We start from the raw sequence: 17,421 nt of genomic DNA on the forward strand, positions 1-17,421 counted from the left end.
GTGCATACCGCCTTGTGTTCGCCCCCGATATTCCTGCGCTGAGTTCGTGCGCTGTGTTCGTGCGCTGAGTTCGCGTGCCGTGTTCGCGCCGCGGCGCTTGCCTCGCCGCCAGCTGCCGGCCGGCGCCTGGCGGTAGGGTTTTCCCCATGGCATGGAACTTACGCTCGATCGGCAATGCAGTCCGCAGCACCTTGCGCTTCCTGGAAGGGCGCAGCGGTTCCGCGCCCGGCGGCTCCGGCAAGGCCGGACCGTCCCGCACGAAATCCCGGCCCGCACGGGCGGGCACGAAGACCGGCGGGCGCCCTGGCACCGGGCGCGGCGCCGTCGCCGGCCTGACCGGTACGTACCCCGGCGACTTCCGCGGCACGGCGAAGATCAGCTACGCCCCCTCCCCCAACGGCCGCCCCGAACCGGGCGAGGTTGTCTGGACCTGGGTGCCGTATGAGGAGGACCACTCGCGCGGCAAGGACCGTCCGGTGCTGTTAGTGGGCACCAGCGGCCGCTACCTGCTCGGCCTGATGCTCACCAGCAAGGATCACGACGGCGACGCCCGCCGGTCGGACGACTACGTGGACATCGGGACCGGCCCGTGGGACCGGCAATGGCGGCCCAGCGAAGCGAAACTGGACCGCGTCCTGCAGATCGACCCGCGGGACGTCCGGCGCGAGGGAGCCATCCTCGACGCCGGCCGCTTCAGCGCCATCGCCGCCGTGCTGAAGTCCCGCCACGGCTGGCACTGACCGGTCCGGACAATCGTCACTCTGTTCGTACCTGTGGCGTCGTTTCTGCTACTATTGACAGCTGTGTGTCCGTGCAGGTCGACGGCCACAGATGGTTGGTCGCCATAGGTATCCCCACGCCGCTCAGTCAATGGCCAATCTGAAAGCCCTCTAGACCATTTTCCGCATTGAAAAAGAGAGTTCACACGTGGCTAATATCAAGTCCCAGAAGAAGCGCATCCTCACCAACGAGAAGGCACGCCTGCGCAACAACGCAGTCAAGTCCGAGCTGAAGACGGCCATCCGCGCCGTCAACACCGCCGTTGAGTCCACCGACAAGGATGCTGCGGCTGCCGCACTGCTTTCCGCCAGCCGCAAGCTGGACAAAGCTGTCAGCAAGGGCGTTCTCCACAAGAACAACGCTGCAAACCGCAAGTCGGCCATCTCCAAGAAGGTCAACGCGCTCTAAGGTTTCCAGTTCACTCGAACTGATGATTGTGGCCGGCACCCCTGGGGTGCCGGCCACTTCCAGTTAACGTGCAATCTATGGTGCGCACGCGGCACCCGCCACGTGCGGAAGGGTTCCAGATGCCACCTGCGGGAACCCGTCCACGCCCGAAAGTCGCGGAACCCGTCCGGCCTGCCCCGGGATCAACGGAACCCGTCAGGCCTGCCCCGGGGTCAGCGGCGCACGGAGGTCGCAATCACCGTCACGGCGTGTTCGACGGCGTAGACCGGGTCCCGTGACAGGCCCTTGACCTGGGCATCAGCCTCGGCCGTGACCTGGATGGAGCGGACCAGTCCCTCCGGGGTCCAGCGCCGCGCTTCACGCTGGGCCTGCTCGACAAGCCAGGGCTGCATGCCCAGCTGCTTGGCGATCTGGCCCGAGGAACCCTGGGCGCCGGCGACTTTGGCAAGGGTGCGCAGCTTCGAGGCCAGCGCGGCCACCAGCGGCACCGGGTCAGCCCCGGTATCGAGGGCGTGGCGGAGGGTGGAGAGCGCCAACGGGGCGTTGCCAGCCATCGCGGCATCGGCGACCTTGAAAGCGGTGGCTTCCACCCGGCCGCCGTAATATCTGTCCACCATGGCGGAATCCACCCCGGTGGAGGCGTCGGCGATCAGCTGGCTGCAGGCGGCGGCCAGCTCGGCCAGGTGGGCGCCGACGGCGTTGACCAAGGCGTGCACGGCGTCAGGTTCGATACGCCGGGACGCGGCCTTGAACTCGGCCGTTACGAAGGAGATCTTGTCCGCGTCCTTCTTCAGAGGCTGGCAGTCCACCACCGGCCAGCCGCCGGCCTTAACAGCGTCGAGGAGTTTTTTGCCGCGCACGCCGCCGCTGTGGCGGAGCACCAGCACGGCGTCGGGTTCGGGTTGCTTGAGGTACTTGAGCCCGTCGGCAAGGAAGGCGTCGTTCATGCCCTCCAGCCCTTCGACCTCGATCAGCTTCTGTTCGCCGAAGAGGGAGGGGCTGACGTTCATGGCCAGGGAGCCCGGCTCATAGTTGCCGGCATTGAGCCGCGTGACTTCGACGTCGGGAGCTGCGGCGCGGACCTGCGAACGGACGCGGTCCATGGCCCGGGAACCCAGATAGTCTTCCGGCCCGCCGACCAGCACAACAGCGGCCGGGGTCACGTCGCGCCAGGTGGCGGTGTTCGACGCGGCGGACCGGGCGCGTGGGGTCTGGGCAGCAGCCACTGAGGTTTCCTCCCGGAAGATTGTTTGCAGACTCTAAGCCTGCCACGGCCCGGGCGGTGCACCAAGCCGGACGCGGCCCCGTCCGGCGGCGCCGACGGGCCGTGGTGGCGGGGCAGTCTGCCGTTGAGCCACACCACCATCCGTCCATGCGCCGCCAAGGCCAGCGCGGCCGTGCGGGCCGGATGGAAGAGCAGCCACCAGGCGGCGAGTGTGCAGGCGGAGAAGAGGGCCATCGTGGCGGCGCCGAATGCGCCCTCCGGCCACGGCAGGCCGGCGCCGGGCAGTCCGGCGAAGAAGCGCGCGATTGCTCCCACACCGGTGGCGAAGGCCGCCGCGATACCCAGCGGTGCGGCGGCCAGGGCGGGGACCAGCGGCACCAACGGCACGGCGGCGGTCCCCAGCACTGTGACCGGGGCCACGAGGACCGCGGCGGCCATATTGGCGGGAAGCGCGTAGGCGGAGAACTGGGGCTGCAGCAGGACAATCGCAGGCCCGCAGAAAGCCTGTGCGGACAGCGGCACCGCCATCCCCGCGGCGAGCCAGCGCGGCACGGCTGCCGGGAACCAGGTCATGATCGGCCTGCCCGCCACCACTATGCCAAGGGTGGCGAGGACGGACAGCAGGAATCCGAAGCTGGTGGACAGCGCCGGCTGTACCAGCAGCAGCCCGATCACGGCAAGACACAGGAAGCTCAAAGCCCGTCCTGGACGGCCGCCGGCCAGTGCCACGAGCCCGATCCCGCCCATCACGGCGGCCCGGAGCACGCTGGCGTCCGGGCCGACCATCAGAACGAACAGGCCCAACCCCGCCAGGCAGAGAACCGCCGCAAACACCCGGCTGAACCGCAGGCTGCGCAAGGCCACAAGGAGGACACCCAGGATGAGGCTGCAGTTGGCGCCGCTGACGGCCGTCAGGTGGGTCATTCCGACCGTCTTCATGGCGGCGTCCAACTCGGCGTCGAGGGAACTGGTGTCGCCGGTGACCATGCCCGGCAGAAGTCCCCGGGCGTCCCCGTCGAAGCGCCCGGCGGCTGCCGTGAAATCCTGCCGGAGCCCCGCCGGACCTGTCTGCGCGGACCCCGCCGCCGAGAGCATCAGCGGGGCGGAGCTTGCCGACAGGACAGCGGCCTCGGCCTGGCCTGGCTCGGGAGCCGAGAGCTTGCCGGTGGTGCGGAGCCGCTGTCCGGGAGCGGCCTGGTCCCAGCCGGCGCCGCCCATCACGAGCAGGGTGGCCTGCGCGCGGACGCGGCGCCCCTCAACGTGCATTTCGATCAGGTTCGCCGGTACCGCCCAGCGGTCCGCGAGCCCGGAACGGCCCACCGTCCTGAGCCGCCGGGGCGCACCTGCTATCTCCACTTCCACGGCGACGTCGGCCCGCGCAGCCACGTATCCGGCCACGGCACCGTCGTGCCGGCGGGAGGTGTCCACCGCCGCGTGGCCGCCCGCCGTCGCGCCGAAGATCAGAGCCACAGCCAGGGTCGCCGGGAAGCTACGCCGGGCACGGCCAGTGGACCGCCTGGACGGACCGCCTGTCCTGCCATCCCCGCCGGCTCTGCCGTCCGGCCTGCCGCTGGCCATGCCGCCCCTGCCGCTGGCCCTGCCGCCCGACCTGCCACCCCGGCCGCCCGGCCATCCGCGGGCTGTGCCGCCGGGCTCGACGCCGGGCGGCGCCCGGAGCAGCAACAGTCCCGAGGCGGCGGCCACCAGAGCCAGTAACAGCGCCGCCAGCGGTGCGGGATGCAGGTAATGCCCCGCCGCGGCCGCACCCCACACCAGCAACGCCGAGGGGACCAGGCGCACATCCATCCTGCGGAGCTTTTCCTCTCGGGCCGGGGCTGCCCGCTGCAGGAGTGCGAATGACGCAAACCGGTGACGAAGCCATGGCCAACGGCGCTGCGGGCCGGCGTCGTGCCGCGGCCTCCGCCGGGGCTGCCCGCCGCCCGCTGTTCCGACGCTTCCGGGGGTCCGGCTGACGGCGGAGTCGATGTACCGCTGCCAGCGGCTGTGCCGTTCCATGGGTCGCTACCTCAGACCCGGACCAGTGGCAGCAGGGCCGCTAGCATCTTGGGTCCGACCCCGTCCACGGCGTCCAGCTCCTCGACGCGCCGGAAGTTCCCATGTTCAGCCCGCCATTCCACAATCCGCTGTGCGAGCACCGGACCGACCCGTGGCAGGGTTGCCAGCTGCTCCACACCGGCAGTGTTGATGTTCACCTTTCCGGCAGCGGCAGAGGGTCCGTCAGCACTCACCTGACCGTCCCCGCCGCCCCTAGCTCCCCCGCCGCCCGCAGGAACATCTCCGGAAGGCAGGGTTTCACCTTTCCGCGGCACCAGGACCTTCTGCCCGTCCTCAAGGACAGATGCGAGATTGAGCTGGTCGGAGTCCGCGTCCGGGGCACTGCCGCCTGCCGCGTCGATGGCCTGGTGCAGACGGCTCCCCCGCGGCAACTCCACAATTCCGGCACGTCGGACCGCGCCGGCCACGTGCACGATGACGTTTCCGGGAGTTTCCCCCTCGGCGTCGCCGGGAGATTCGCCCATGGCGGATACTGGTCCGTTTCCAGGTTCCACCGCCGGCACGTCGCCGGCTTCGGCGCTAATGGAGCTCAGCGGGCTGACGTCCGCTGAGCCGTCGGCCGCCTGCCACCAGAACCAGGCCAGGAGCGCCAAAGCCAACAGGCAGAGCAATGCGGCAGCGCGCCGGCCGGTACGCCACCTGATCCTGCTCGGTGCCTGCTTATCGCGCGGACAGGGGTCGCCGCGCTCCGCGGTAGGGGAAACAAGCGGCGGCACGCCGAGCAGTCCGGACCCGGAGCCAACGGCAGCAGACAGTCTGCTGCCGGCGCTGCCCACAGCAGCGCCGCCCGGATCGATGCCCGGCGGTTCGGCACTGCCCGAATCGATACTGCCCGAGTCGATACTGCCCGGATCGATACTGGCCGGATCGATGCTCGGCGGAACTCCCGGATGGTGGCGCGGCATGTGCCCATCGTACGAAGCGTGAGACGCACAGATCAGGCCTACCGGGACCTATGTGGATACTCCGGGACGCGCCGGGGGGCGGGCGGCATCCGGTAAAGGGAGCCCGCAATGTCGACAGTCCCCGGCGTCCCGGCAGGCTGAGCGCCCCGGCTGGTGGGACTTCTCCGAAGCTGACGTGGCGCGAGGGGGCCCGCCGGCGTTGACGGGATTCACACTGCGTCGGCCCTTCAGCGTCCTGCTGCACGCGGCGAGGCTTCAAAAAGGCGGGGTCCGGGAGGGAGAATCGAGGGACGGCCGCCAAGACCATGCGTCGTGCAGCCCAGCGGCCACCGCGCCGTGAGGAGGGTCGCAGCGAGGAGGGTCGCAGTGAGGAGGGTCGTGAGGAGGCCTGGATGGAAAACGGCGGATTCCCGGTAGCGCCTGTACGCCGGCCGCGCCGGCCAGCCGGGTGTCAGGTCTTCCGATGAAAGCGGTCATTTGCGGCGCCGGGATCAGCGGGCTGTCCGCGGCTGCGTTTCTGACCAGGCGCGGATGGCAGGTCGTGGTGGTGGAGCAGTCGACGGGCCCGCGCCCGCAAGGCTATATGATCGATTTCTTCGGACCGGGCTGGCAAGCGGCCGACGGAATGGGCATCATCCCCCGGCTCCGCGGACTTGGCTACGGCGTTCAAAGTGTCGAATATGTTGACCGGCGCGGCGTGAGCCGAGCCAGCCTGCCCTTTGCAAGGTTCGCGCGGGTTGCCGACGGCCAACTGATCAGCATCCTGCGCCCGGACCTCGAACTGGCCATCCGTGAAGTTTTACCGCCGGGAACGGATGTCCGCTACGGCCGTTCCGTGACCACCGTGTCGGAATCCCTTGAGTCTGTTGCAGTCACGCTCGACGACGGCCAGGTGCTGGAGGCCGACCTGCTGATCGGCGCGGACGGTGTCCACTCTGTCATCCGGTCTCTGGCGTTCGGCCCGGAGGAAGATTTCCTCCACTACCTGGGGTTCCACGTGGCAGCATATTCCTTCCGCGACGCCGAACTCGCCGGGCTGATTGGGGAAAGATTCGCCGTCACCGATACACGCAACGCGGCCATGTTCTTCTACCGGCTGCGTGACGGCACGATCACTGCAATGGCGGTGCAGCGCTCCAAAAATCCCGAAATCCCGCCCGATCCGCAGACCATGCTGCGGTCCAGATACCGAAAACTCGGCTGGATCTGCCCCGCTGCCTTGCAGCATTGCCCCGACGACCTGTACTACGACCAAGTCGCCCAGATCCGGATGCCCCGCTGGCACACAGGACGGGTCATCCTGATCGGCGATGCAGCCGCGGCAGTGTCCTTGCTTGCCGGACAGGGGGCCTCCCTCGGAATGGCCGCCGCCGCTGCCCTGGCAGGCGAACTCGACAAACACCCGCGAATCAGCACGGCCCTCTCCGCCTTCGAAACACGACTCAGGCCGCTGGTCGAAGAACACCAGCGGGCCGGGGAGTCGGCGGCCCGGTGGTTCGTTCCGGCAACCCGGCGTTCCGCCTTCATTCGCCGGAATGTCATCCGTCTGACGAAGTTCCCGGGTGTGACCCGCGTGGTCATCTCCGCCGTGGCCGGCAGACCCGTCGGTGGTTATTCCCTTCCCTGATATTCCCTTCCCTGATCGAAAGAAAACCCGCAAAAACATCTGTAAGTTCCGGCGCCATTGCGCCGCGCCGGCCCGGCGACGGCACGGTCATCCGTAGTGGCGTGCCGCGGGTCCTCCGGGACAATCAGGGTCATTTCTTCCCCGCAGTGGATGTGCGCAGTGAGCATCCGTTCGATCTCCGGATCACAGGCCTTGCCAGAACCGCGGCTGGACCCAGAGCGCCAGTCGGGGACCTGGCACGCCTGAGTGGCGTTGGCGCCGTCGATGATACGAGCTGGATGGAGATTCATCACTGTTCCTTCGTTGGCGTTCGGCAAGACGAGCGAACCTCCACAGGTGCAAGGATCGTTCCGTGCCGGTTGGGGCGGCTTCGTGAACCTGCCGGATCGGTGCCGCTGCTTACCCACGCTAGGAAGCTTCCCCCGGGCCGGTCAACGCCCGTAATTGAATCGAAAGCTGGAGTGGCCGGCGCGTTACTCCGCTGTAACCCCTCGGGCGTCCGCCGCGCCGTAGAAGCCGCCGGGGTAGGCGCCACCTTGCGCGGGTGCTAGACAAGACCCAGAAACCACGTCTCTCAGGAGGGCAGGACCTAGTGGCCGAAAGGCAGTTAACGAATTCGGGGAAACGGGCGGGAAGCGGGCGCGCAGCACGCCTGATGGACACTTTCAGGACACAACTCTGGCCAGTGCCCGCCCTCGCTGTGGCCGTCTCCGTGGCGTTGGGCTTCATGCTGCCGGCACTGGACGCCGCCGTGGATGATGAGGTTCCCGACAGCGTCGCGATTCTGCTCTTCAGCGGGGGTCCGGAGGCGGCCCGGTCCGTGCTGCAGGCGATTTCTGGATCTTTGATCACCGTCACATCCCTGACGTTTTCGCTCACGGTGGTAACGCTGCAACTGGCCAGCAGCCAGTTCTCGCCCAGGCTGCTGCGCACGTTCACAGCAGACCGTTTCGTCCATGCAACCCTGGCACTGTTCCTGGCAGCCTTCGCCTTCGCCTTGACTGTCCTTCGCAGTGTGCGGTCCGAAAGCAGCGGGCAAACATCATTTGTCCCCGAAATCTCCGTCACCATCGCCTACGTGCTCGCGATCGCCAGCGTCATGGGTTTGGTGCTCTTCCTGGCCCATCTCACCCGGGAAATCCGTGTTGAAACAATGATGCGCAGGGTCAGTGCCGAAACCCAGGCAACCATCGACAGGGTCTTTCCTGAGGATCGCCCCGACGTTGCCACCGGGGAGTTCCCCGGCCAGGACGCAGGAACCCGCATCGTGCGTTCAAAATCTGGATTCCTCACGTCCATCGATGCCGGGGCTCTCGTGCAGGCCGCCGTGGACAGCGGGGCAGTGATCCGTGTTGACCGCGAACCCGGCAGCTCACTTGTCCACGGTGTCCCCTTCGCCACCGCGTGGCCGGTTGGTATTCAATCCCCTATCACCGGCGAAGCGTGGGACAAGCTGGAAGCGGCCGCCAACGCTGCCGTCCTCACAGGGACTGAACGAACCAATGTCCAGGACGTCGGCTTCGGGTTCCGCCAACTCGTGGACGTCGCGGCCCGTGCCCTGTCGCCGGGAATCAACGATCCGACAACCGCTGTGCATGTCCTGGGGCACCTGTCCGCCCTGTTGTGCCAACTGGCTCACCGCCGTCCGGGCCCGATTCAGCTCACCGATGACGAGGGCGTAGTCCGTGTCATCCTGGCCATGCCTTCGTTCGGGGATCTGCTGGAGCTGGTCATGGCCCAGCCACGGCTGTACGGAAAGGCGGACCCGGCCGTGGCAGAGCGGCTACTCGAACTACTTCAGGACCTGTCCTGGTGCGACAGCGATGGCCGGTACCGGAAAGAGATCCTGGATCAGGTGAACCGGATGCGCGAGGCGGTCAGCGCCGGAACCTACCCGCCGGCGGATCGCCAGCGCCTGCTGGCTCTCGCCCGAAGGCTGGACGGGAAGCCGCAGGAGGCCGGGCCGCCGCCACGCTGACGCCGGTCCGGTCTTCAGAATCCGGCGGCAGGATCAGGAAATGCCACGTGTGACGGGATCTGGCGGGCCGGCGGGGGCGCTGTCCTCCCCCACAATCACCGCCAGGACGCCGAGGCCGGCGTGGGCCGCCAGCACGGCCGGGAGCGCGCTGATCTGGACGTGAGCGCAGCCGGGGACGGCGTCGGCCAGCTGTGCCGCGAGCTGTTCGGCCTCGGCCGGGTTGCCGAAATGGTGGACGGCGAGTCTGGCCCGCCCCTCGGGCCGGGCGGCGGCGTCGGCCACCACGATCTCCTTGAGCCGGGCGACCGCCTTCGCCGCCGACCTCACCTTCTCGAGCGGGACCACTTTGCCGTCTTCCACCGCGAGGATGGGTTTGATGGAGAGCATGGTCCCCCAGAGCGAAGCGGCGGCGCCGATCCGTCCACCCCGCCGCAGCTGCTCGAGGCTCGGCACATAGAAGTAGACCTTGGTCCGGGCCAGCCGTTGCTCAGTGAGATCCCGCACTTCCGCCGCGGTCCTGCCCTCCGCCGCGGCCGACACGGCAGCCTGCACGCCCATCCCCTGCGCCATGCCGACAGTGCGCGAGTCCAGGACTTCCACCGGGAAATCCACCCGCGCGGCCGCGAGGCGGGCCGAATCCGCGGTTCCGGACAGTTCCCCGGATATATGGACCGACACGACGGACTCATACCCTTGCCGCCGGGCCGCGCGGTAGGCCTGTTCGAATTGTCCGGGCGACGGGCGCGATGTTTTGACGGGTTCTCCGCTCGCCAGGGCCACGGCGATGGTGTCGGCGATGTCATCTTCGCCCTCGCCGTAGATGTCAGTTCCCACCATGACGGGCATCGGGACAACTGTCAGGCGCCCGTCGACGGCCAGCCCGCGCACCCAGTCAGCTGGGAGTGCTGCGGCCGAGTCCGTGACCACGGCCGTCCGTATGATGGTGGCGGGCACTGCTTCAGGGGCCGCTCCGCGGCCCACTGCCGGCCGTGTGGCCTGGCGGAACCCGCTGAGGCGCTCCTTCAGCCACGGCCACCCTGCGGGGTCGCGATGGGGCACGAAGCACCTCCTGCTGTCTGCGTTTGCTGTCAGGGCACGCGCTGGTGGCCGGCCGCCGGTTGGAACCGGCGGCCGGCCAGTGTTTTGCCTGCCCGGCTAGGCCGGAACGATGTTGACCAGTTTAGGTGCCCGGACGATCACCGTGCGGATCCCCCGGCCGTCGAGGGCGCGCTGGACGTTGTCAGAGGCCAGGGCCAGTTCGCGCAGTTCGTCCTCGCCGATCTCCGGCGAGACTTCCAGGCGGTCCCGCACCTTGCCCTGGACCTGGACGACGGCGGTGACCGTGTCCTGCACCAGGAGGGCCTCGTCGTGCGTCGGCCAGCCTGCGTTGGCCACGGAGGCGGGGTGTCCCAGCACGTTCCAGAGGTCCTCAGCCGTGTACGGCGCGAAGAGGCTCAGGATGACCGCAACGGTTTCGACGGCTTCGCGGACGGCCGGGTCCGCGCCGCCGCTGGCTGCGTCAATCGTCTTACGCGTCGAGTTGACCAGTTCCATGAGCTTGGCCACCACCACGTTGAACTTGTTGTGGTCCAGCAGCGCTTCCGCGTCGGCGATGGTGCGGTGGGTGACTGTGCGCAGGGCACGGTCGCCGGTAGCGAAGTCGACGCCGGGCGCGCTCGTGACGTCCCGGCCCAGGCGCCAGGCGCGGGCCAGGAACTTCGCGGAGCCCGACGGCGATACGTCGGCCCAGTCGACGTCGTCCTCCGGCGGGGAGGCGAAGATCATGGTGAGGCGCACGGCGTCGACGCCGAACTTGTCCAGCTGCTCGCCGAGGTCGACGCCGTTGCCCAGGGACTTGCTCATGGCCTTGCCGCCGTTGAGCACCTGGCCCTGGTTCAGCAGCGCACTGAAGGGCTCGTCGGCGTCGATCATGCCGAGGTCGTGGATGACCTTGGTGAAGAACCGTGCGTAGAGCAGGTGCAGGATCGCGTGCTCCACGCCGCCGACGTACTGGCCCACCGGCATCCAGTCGTTGATCTTCTCCGGATCAAACGGGCCGTCGGTGAACTCCGGCGAGACGAAGCGCAGGAAGTACCAGGAGGAATCCACGAACGTGTCCATGGTGTCCGTGTCCCGCTTGGCCGGGCCGTGGCATTCGGGGCACTTGACGTTGACCCAGCTTTCGACGGCGGCCAGCGGCGACGTGCCCTTCGGGGACAGGTCCTCGCCGCGGAGATCCGCCGGCAGGGTGACGGGCAGCTGCTCGTCCGGGACCGGGACTTCGCCGCAGGCGGGGCAGTGGATGATCGGGATCGGGGTGCCCCAGAAGCGCTGCCGGCTGAGCAGCCAGTCGCGCAGGCGGAAGTTCACGAATTTCTCGCCCGTGCCCTGCTGCCGCAGGATCTCGATGGCAGCCGGGATGGCGTCGGCCTTGGGCAGTCCGTCCAGGGCGCCGGAGTTGATCAGGGTGCCCTCGCCCGAGGTCGCGGTGCCGCTGACCGCGGGGTCTTCCTCGCCGGTGTCCAGCACGGCGCGGACCGGCAGGTCGAAGGTGCGGGCGAAGTCGAGGTCGCGCTGGTCGTGTGCCGGGACGGCCATGATGGCGCCGGTGCCGTAGTCGGCCAGGACGTAGTCGGCGGCCCAGACGGGCAGCTTCTCGCCGTTGAGCGGGTTGATGGCGTAGCGGCCCGTGAAGACGCCGGTTTTTTCCCGCTCGGTGGACTGGCGTTCGATTTCGCTGAGCGCCTTGACCTGTTCGCGGTACGCGTCGAGGGCGGCGGAGTGTTCTTCGGTGACCAGTTCGACGGCGAGCGGTGCATCCGCGGCGACGACGAAGAACGTGGCGCCGTACAGGGTGTCCGGGCGGGTGGTGAACACCGTGACGTCCTTGGCGGGCTGGCCGCCGTCGGCCTCGATCACGAAGTTGACGTGCGCGCCTTCGGAGCGTCCGATCCAGTTCTTCTGCATCGCCAGGACGCGCTCGGGCCAGTGGCCGCGCAGTTCGTCCATGTCATCGAGCAGCCGGTCGGCGTAGTCGGTGATCTTGAAGTACCACTGGTTCAGCGACTTCTTGGTGACGGCGGTGCCGCAGCGCTCACAGGCACCGTTGACCACCTGTTCGTTGGCCAGTACGGTCTGGTCTTTCGGGCACCAGTTGACCGGGGAGTTCTTGCGGTAGGCCAGTCCGCGCTCGTAGAAGCGCTTGAAGAGCCACTGCGTCCAGCGGTAGTACTCCGGATCGGAGGTGTGGATCCGGCGGGACCAGTCAGCAGAGATGGCGTAGCGCTTGAACGAGGCCGCCTGGGTGTCGATGTTGGCGTAGGTCCACTCGCTGGGGTGCGCGTTGCGCTTGATGGCCGCGTTCTCAGCGGGCAGCCCGAAGGAATCCCAGCCGATCGGGTGCAGCACGTCGTAGCCCTGCTGGCGCAGGTAGCGTGCGACGACGTCGCCCATCGCGAACGCTTCGGCGTGGCCCATGTGGAGATCACCGGAGGGGTACGGGAACATGTCCAGCACGTACCGCCGTTCCTTCGACCCGTCATCGACGGGCGTGAAAACCTTGAGGTCTTCCCAGACCTGCGGCCACTTGGCTTCCATCGCCGCAAAGCTGTAGGCACCTTCCTCGGGTGCTTCCGCTGCGGCTCCTGCTGTTCCGGTCTCTGTCTCCGGCTGAACGCTCACTGCTGGCCTCTTCTGTTCTGTCAAGCCTTATGTACCGTCAAGTCTTGTGCCGATAAATCTCCCGGGCCAAGGCTAGTGTCCGGCCTTGCCCGCTCCCCTGCCGTCCGCCCAACGGGTCCAGACACACAAAAGCCCCTCGACACGGAGGGGCTGCCGCACGACAATCCGAGTTCTAGTCGGGATGCCGGGCGGCTAGCTAAGCAGGAGGATCGCACGCATAGGACTACTTTAGCGCACCGACCACTGACGACAGGTAAGTCGGCACGAGCGGCTGAATCGGGGCCGCAACTGAGAGGGAGGCCGCACCCCGCCAGGGTGTGGTGGGCACCGCGAAGCGGGCAGGGCGGGTGCGGCCTCCCTCGACAGAGGCTGGGACCTACTTCACGTCCTCGTCGACCCAGTCCATGGACTTGGTGACGGCCTTCTTCCACAGGCGCATCTGGCGTTCGCGCTCGGCCTGGTCCATGGTCGGTTCCCAGCGCTTGTCCTCGGCCCAGTTGGCCGAACATTCGCCCAGGTCCTTCCAGAAGCCGACGGCCAGGCCGGCGGCGTAGGCGGCACCCAGTGCGGTGGTCTCCACCACCTTGGGCCGGATCACCGGAACACCGAGGATGTCCGCCTGGAACTGCATCAGCGCGTCGTTGGCCACCATACCGCCGTCGACCTTCAGCTCGGTCAGGGGCACCCCTGAGTCCGCGTTGACGGCGTCGAGCACCTCGCGGGTCTGGAAGGCGGTGGCCTCCAGCGCCGCGCGGGCGATGTGGTTCTTGTTCACGAAGCGGGTCAGGCCGACGATCGCGCCGCGGGCGTCGGAACGCCAGTAGGGAGCGAACAGGCCGGAGAACGCGGGAACAATGTACACGCCGCCGTTGTCCTCGACCGAGGCCGCCAGCGTCTCCACTTCGGGGGCGCTGCTGATCATGCCGAGGTTGTCACGCAGCCACTGCACGAGCGAACCCGTGACGGCGATGGCGCCTTCCAAGGCATAGTGCGGAGCGGCGTCGCCGAGCTTGTAGCCGACAGTCGTCAGCAGCCCGTTCTTGGAGTGGACGATTTCCTCGCCGGTGTTGAAGATGAGGAAGCAGCCCGTGCCGTAGGTGTTCTTGGCTTCGCCCGGCTCGAACGCGGCCTGGCCGAACGTCGCCGCCTGCTGGTCGCCCAGGATGCCTGCGACCGGAACCTCACGCAGCAGCTGGGACGTGTGGACCGTGCCGTAGACCTCGGAGGAGGACTTGATGGCCGGCATCATGGAGGCCGGAACACCAAAGGCGTCCATGATCTCCTGGTCCCAGGAGAGCGTTTCGAGGTCCATGAACATGGTCCTCGAGGCGTTGGTGACATCCGTGACGTGGACGCCGCCGTCTGTCCCGCCGGTCAGGTTCCACAGCACCCAGCAGTCGGTGTTGCCGAACACCAGGTCCCCGGCCTCGGCCTTGGCGCGGGCGCCTTCGACGTTGTCCAGGATCCACTTGATCTTGGTTCCGGAGAAGTAGGTGGCCAGCGGCAGGCCGACCTTCTGCTTGAAGCGCTCCGGTCCCCCGTCCTTGGCCAGCTCGTCCACGATCGGCTGGGTGCGGGTGTCCTGCCAGACGATCGCGTTGTAGATGGGCTTACCGGTGGTCTTGTCCCAGACCACCGCGGTTTCGCGCTGGTTGGTGATGCCGACCGCCGCGATGTCGTGCCGGGTCAGGTTCGCCTTCGACAGGGCGGCGGCGATGACCTCGCGGGTGTTGTTCCAGATCTCAGCGGGATCGTGTTCCACCCAGCCGGCCTGCGGGAAGATCTGCTCGTGCTCCATCTGGCCCGTGGAAACGATGCTGCCGCTGTGGTCGAACACGATGGCTCGCGTGCTGGTGGTGCCCTGGTCGATAGCGATTACGTACTGGTTCATGTTGACGTCCTTGTCTTGGGCTGGCTGTTGAATGAGTGCGTAGAGAGTGGGCTAGGCCGCTGCGGTGGCGATGATCGGCACAACTGCCGCCACTAGACCGGCAAGGCCGCCGCCGACCAACGGTCCGACGACGGGAATCCAGGAGTAGCCCCAGTCCGAGGAACCCTTGCCCTTCATGGGCAGCAGGGCGTGGGCAATGCGCGGGCCGAGGTCACGGGCCGGGTTGATGGCGTAGCCGGTGGGACCACCGAGGGAGACGCCGATACCAACAACGAGCAGTGCGACGGCGAGCGGGCCAAGCCCAGAAGGTGTCCCGCCGAAGGTCAGGATGACGAAGACGAGGACAAAGGTGCCGATGATCTCCGTAATCAGGTTCCACGGGGTGGAGCGGATGGCCGGACCGGTGGAGAAGACCGCCAGCTGGCTGGCGGGTTCCGGTTCGGCGTCGAAGTGCTGCTTGTAGGCCAGGTACATCACCACGGCACCGAGGAAGGCACCCAGCAGTTCACCGCCGAAGTAGGTGAGGGTGGAGACGGCGTCGACGGGGACGCCGGGGGCGTATTCGGTCTTGCCGTTGAGCAGCAGGCCGAAGGTGACGGCGGGATTCAGGTGGGCCCCGGACATCGCGGCGACGTAGACGCCGGAGAAGACGGCGATGCCCCATCCCCAGGTGACCATCAGGAACCCGCCGTTGTTGCCCTTGGTGCCTTTGAGCGCAACGTTTGCCACAACGCCGCAACCCAGCAGGGTCAGCATTGCGGTACCGAATACTTCGGACAGGAAAACTATTCCAAGAGACATCTTTGACTCCTCTATTTTCTGTTGTCAGCCCCTCGCGAGTTTGAGGGGCTGTTGGGCCGGCGCCGTGTTGGCGCCGCCGGCCGGCAACTGCGCCGGTTCCCCCAGAGGAACCACGCAGTCCTTGCGGCCGGACGTCCCCCGTCCGGCCGCCGAGGTCTATCAGGAGACCAGGCTGTGGACCTGGACGCCGTGGAATCGCTTGAGCACCTCCTGAGCGTGGGTGATCTCGGAAGTCCGCTTTGCCGCGTCCCAGCCCAGCGGACCGGCCAGGATCTCGGCAACCTCGTTCAGGAGCTCGCCGGTCACCAGTCCCCTGAAGGCGAGGGACGTGCGGCGGATCAGGACGTCGACGAGGTGCCCGATCTGCTCGTTCTGTGCCATGAACTCCAGCTCGCGGACGCTCAGTTCCCGGGTCGAGTGCAGGCGCCGGTCCGGGGCGGCGTCGAGGAAGCTGATGACTTCTCCGGCCCGGGTGCCGTAGCGGGTCAGGAGCCCGGCGGTGCGGTCCGCGTCGCGCCCGGCGCCCATGTGCGCCTTGATCCAGCGCTGCACGCCGTCCTCGCTGTCCGGGAAGCCGGCGCCCCCGCCGATGGCGAGTTTCGCCGTCGAGACTTTCCGTTCGACGCCGAGTTCGGCGAGGACGTCATTGGTCAGGTGTTCGGCGAGGGCCCGGAAGGTGGTCCACTTCCCGCCAACCAGGCTGAGCACGGCGGCGCCGCCCAGCCCGGCACCGGCACGGCGCTCGATCCGGTAGTCGCGGCTGACGAAGCCCGGCTGGGTGGCGTCGTGTTTGGGCAGCGGGCGGACGCCGGAGAAGGTGTAGACGATCTGCTCCCGGTCCACGGTGATATCCGGGAAGACGTGTCCGATCAGGTCGAAGAAGTAGTCGATTTCCGATTCGGTGCACACCGCGTCCTCGGCCATGTCGGCGTCGACGTCGGTGGTGCCTACCAGGACCCGGTCCCCCATCGGATAGATCAGCACGATCCTGCCGTCGGTGTGTTCGAAGAAGATCTCGCGGCCGTTGCAGGCGGCCAGCAGGTCCGGATGGTCCAGCACGATGTGCGAACCCTTGGTTCCGCCCATAAAGGCCGACGCCGATCCCATCGCCTCGTTGGTCAGGTCGACCCAGGCGCCGGTGGTGTTGACGACGACGTCCGCGGAGAAGTCGAAAAGTTCTCCGGTGAGCTCGTCGCGGAGTTCCACGGTGCTCCCGGTGCCGCGTCCGCCCGCACCGTTCTTGACGGAGACGAGGGACAGGTAGTTGCTGGCACGCGCGTCACTGGCGCCCGCAGCGCCGGCCTTCTCGCCGTCCTGCAGCACGTCCAGGGTCAGCCGTTCCGGGTTGTGGACGGAGGCGTCGAAGTAGGTGGCGGTGTATTTGATGCCGGGGTGCAGGCGCGGCAGTTCGGCCAGGGCACGCTTGCGGCCGCGGAACTGGTGCCGGGGCACGGTGCCGCCGTCGCGGGAGAAGAAGTCGTAGAGGCTCAGCCCGACTTTGATCAGGAACGCCCCGCGCTCCTTGGGTGCGCCCTGCTGTTTGTGGGTCAGGAAGCGCAGCGGCGCGGCGAGGATTCCGGAGAAGGTGCTGAAGATGGGGATGGTGGTCTGCAGCGGCTTGACGTAGTGGGGGGCGATGCGCAGCAGCCGGTTGCGTTCGACGACCGACTCCTGGACGAGGCGGAACTCACCGTTTTCGAGGTAGCGGATCCCGCCGTGGATCATGTGTGAGGACGCTCCGCTGGCTCCCTGGCAGTAGTCGCCGCGCTCCACGAGGGCCACATCCACACCCTGCAGGGCCAGGTCCCGGAAGGTGCCCACCCCGTTGATGCCGCCGCCGATGATCAGCACCTGGGCGTGGGGCCGCGTCCGCAGCTTCTGCACCGATGCTCGCTCGCCGGCCGATGCCTGGTTGCGGGCTGAATCCTTCTGTCCCAAGAACTACTCCTTTGGGGTTCGTCCTGTGCGGCGCGCCCCTTGGCGCGGCGCCGTTCAACACTATTCTTTGGAGTAATGGAAAATGGAGTCAAGCACTATGCACAAACGTGC

Annotated in this window: 13 protein-coding genes; 4 read left to right on the top strand and 9 right to left on the bottom strand. The window is 67.7% G+C overall.

The window, feature by feature from the left end; translation table 11 throughout:
* Positions 1-146: 146 nt before the first annotated feature.
* Entirely contained in the window at positions 147-740 is a 594-nt protein-coding gene (locus FS787_RS01525) for a type II toxin-antitoxin system PemK/MazF family toxin (protein WP_144670442.1), read from the top strand.
* A 187-nt stretch (positions 741-927) separates the two neighbouring features.
* On the top strand, positions 928-1,188 hold the full coding sequence (gene rpsT / locus FS787_RS01530; RefSeq protein ID WP_024365662.1) for a 30S ribosomal protein S20: 261 nt from the start codon (positions 928-930) through the stop codon (positions 1,186-1,188).
* A gap of 212 nt (positions 1,189-1,400) precedes the next feature.
* Here the strand turns inward: rpsT and holA are convergent, their stop codons facing one another.
* From holA to FS787_RS01545, 3 genes are all read right to left on the bottom strand, one after another.
* The gene (gene holA / locus FS787_RS01535) at positions 1,401-2,414 is read right to left on the bottom strand and encodes a DNA polymerase III subunit delta (protein WP_144670444.1); all 1,014 of its coding nucleotides are present in this window, start codon (positions 2,412-2,414) and stop codon (positions 1,401-1,403) included.
* Positions 2,348-3,883: a ComEC/Rec2 family competence protein gene (locus FS787_RS01540; protein WP_260982344.1), complete on the bottom strand. Its 1,536-nt coding sequence runs from the start codon at positions 3,881-3,883 to the stop codon at positions 2,348-2,350. The genes holA and FS787_RS01540 overlap by 67 nt, the downstream gene beginning before the upstream one ends.
* A gap of 557 nt (positions 3,884-4,440) precedes the next feature.
* A complete protein-coding gene (locus FS787_RS01545; protein WP_144670448.1) occupies positions 4,441-5,394 on the bottom strand; it encodes a helix-hairpin-helix domain-containing protein in 954 nt (317 codons plus the stop codon).
* 463 nt (positions 5,395-5,857) lie between these two features.
* Here FS787_RS01545 and FS787_RS01550 point away from each other — a divergent pair, with 463 nt between their 5' ends.
* The gene (locus FS787_RS01550) at positions 5,858-7,021 is read left to right on the top strand and encodes an FAD-dependent oxidoreductase (protein WP_144670450.1); all 1,164 of its coding nucleotides are present in this window, start codon (positions 5,858-5,860) and stop codon (positions 7,019-7,021) included.
* Here the strand turns inward: FS787_RS01550 and FS787_RS01555 are convergent.
* Positions 7,006-7,311: a hypothetical protein gene (locus tag FS787_RS01555; RefSeq protein WP_144670452.1), complete on the bottom strand. Its 306-nt coding sequence runs from the start codon at positions 7,309-7,311 to the stop codon at positions 7,006-7,008. The genes FS787_RS01550 and FS787_RS01555 overlap by 16 nt on opposite strands.
* A 365-nt stretch (positions 7,312-7,676) precedes the next feature.
* Here FS787_RS01555 and FS787_RS01560 point away from each other — a divergent pair, with 365 nt between their 5' ends.
* Positions 7,677-8,999, top strand: coding sequence for a DUF2254 domain-containing protein (locus tag FS787_RS01560; RefSeq protein WP_144670454.1), 1,323 nt, complete (start codon positions 7,677-7,679; stop codon positions 8,997-8,999).
* A gap of 33 nt (positions 9,000-9,032) precedes the next feature.
* Here the strand turns inward: FS787_RS01560 and FS787_RS01565 are convergent, their stop codons facing one another.
* The 5 genes from FS787_RS01565 to FS787_RS01585 all read right to left on the bottom strand — a co-directional run bounded on the left by FS787_RS01565 (position 9,033) and on the right by FS787_RS01585 (position 17,310).
* On the bottom strand, positions 9,033-10,058 hold the full coding sequence (locus FS787_RS01565; RefSeq protein WP_144670456.1) for a DegV family protein: 1,026 nt from the start codon (positions 10,056-10,058) through the stop codon (positions 9,033-9,035).
* Positions 10,059-10,154: 96 nt separating this feature from the next.
* On the bottom strand, positions 10,155-12,680 hold the full coding sequence (gene leuS / locus FS787_RS01570) for a leucine--tRNA ligase (protein WP_144670458.1): 2,526 nt from the start codon (positions 12,678-12,680) through the stop codon (positions 10,155-10,157).
* A gap of 376 nt (positions 12,681-13,056) precedes the next feature.
* A complete protein-coding gene (glpK, locus tag FS787_RS01575; protein WP_144670460.1) occupies positions 13,057-14,571 on the bottom strand; it encodes a glycerol kinase GlpK in 1,515 nt (504 codons plus the stop codon).
* Positions 14,572-14,622: 51 nt separating this feature from the next.
* Positions 14,623-15,372 (bottom strand): MIP/aquaporin family protein, encoded by a 750-nt coding sequence (locus FS787_RS01580; RefSeq protein ID WP_056429557.1) that lies wholly within the window; start codon positions 15,370-15,372, stop codon positions 14,623-14,625.
* 159 nt (positions 15,373-15,531) lie between these two features.
* Positions 15,532-17,310 carry a glycerol-3-phosphate dehydrogenase/oxidase gene (locus tag FS787_RS01585; protein WP_144670462.1) on the bottom strand — a complete coding sequence of 593 codons (1,779 nt, stop codon included), beginning with the start codon at positions 17,308-17,310 and terminating at the stop codon, positions 15,532-15,534.
* Positions 17,311-17,421 lie beyond the last annotated feature (111 nt).

Source organism: Arthrobacter sp. U41 (assembly GCF_007679325.1).
In the GTDB taxonomy this organism is placed as follows: domain Bacteria; phylum Actinomycetota; class Actinomycetes; order Actinomycetales; family Micrococcaceae; genus Arthrobacter.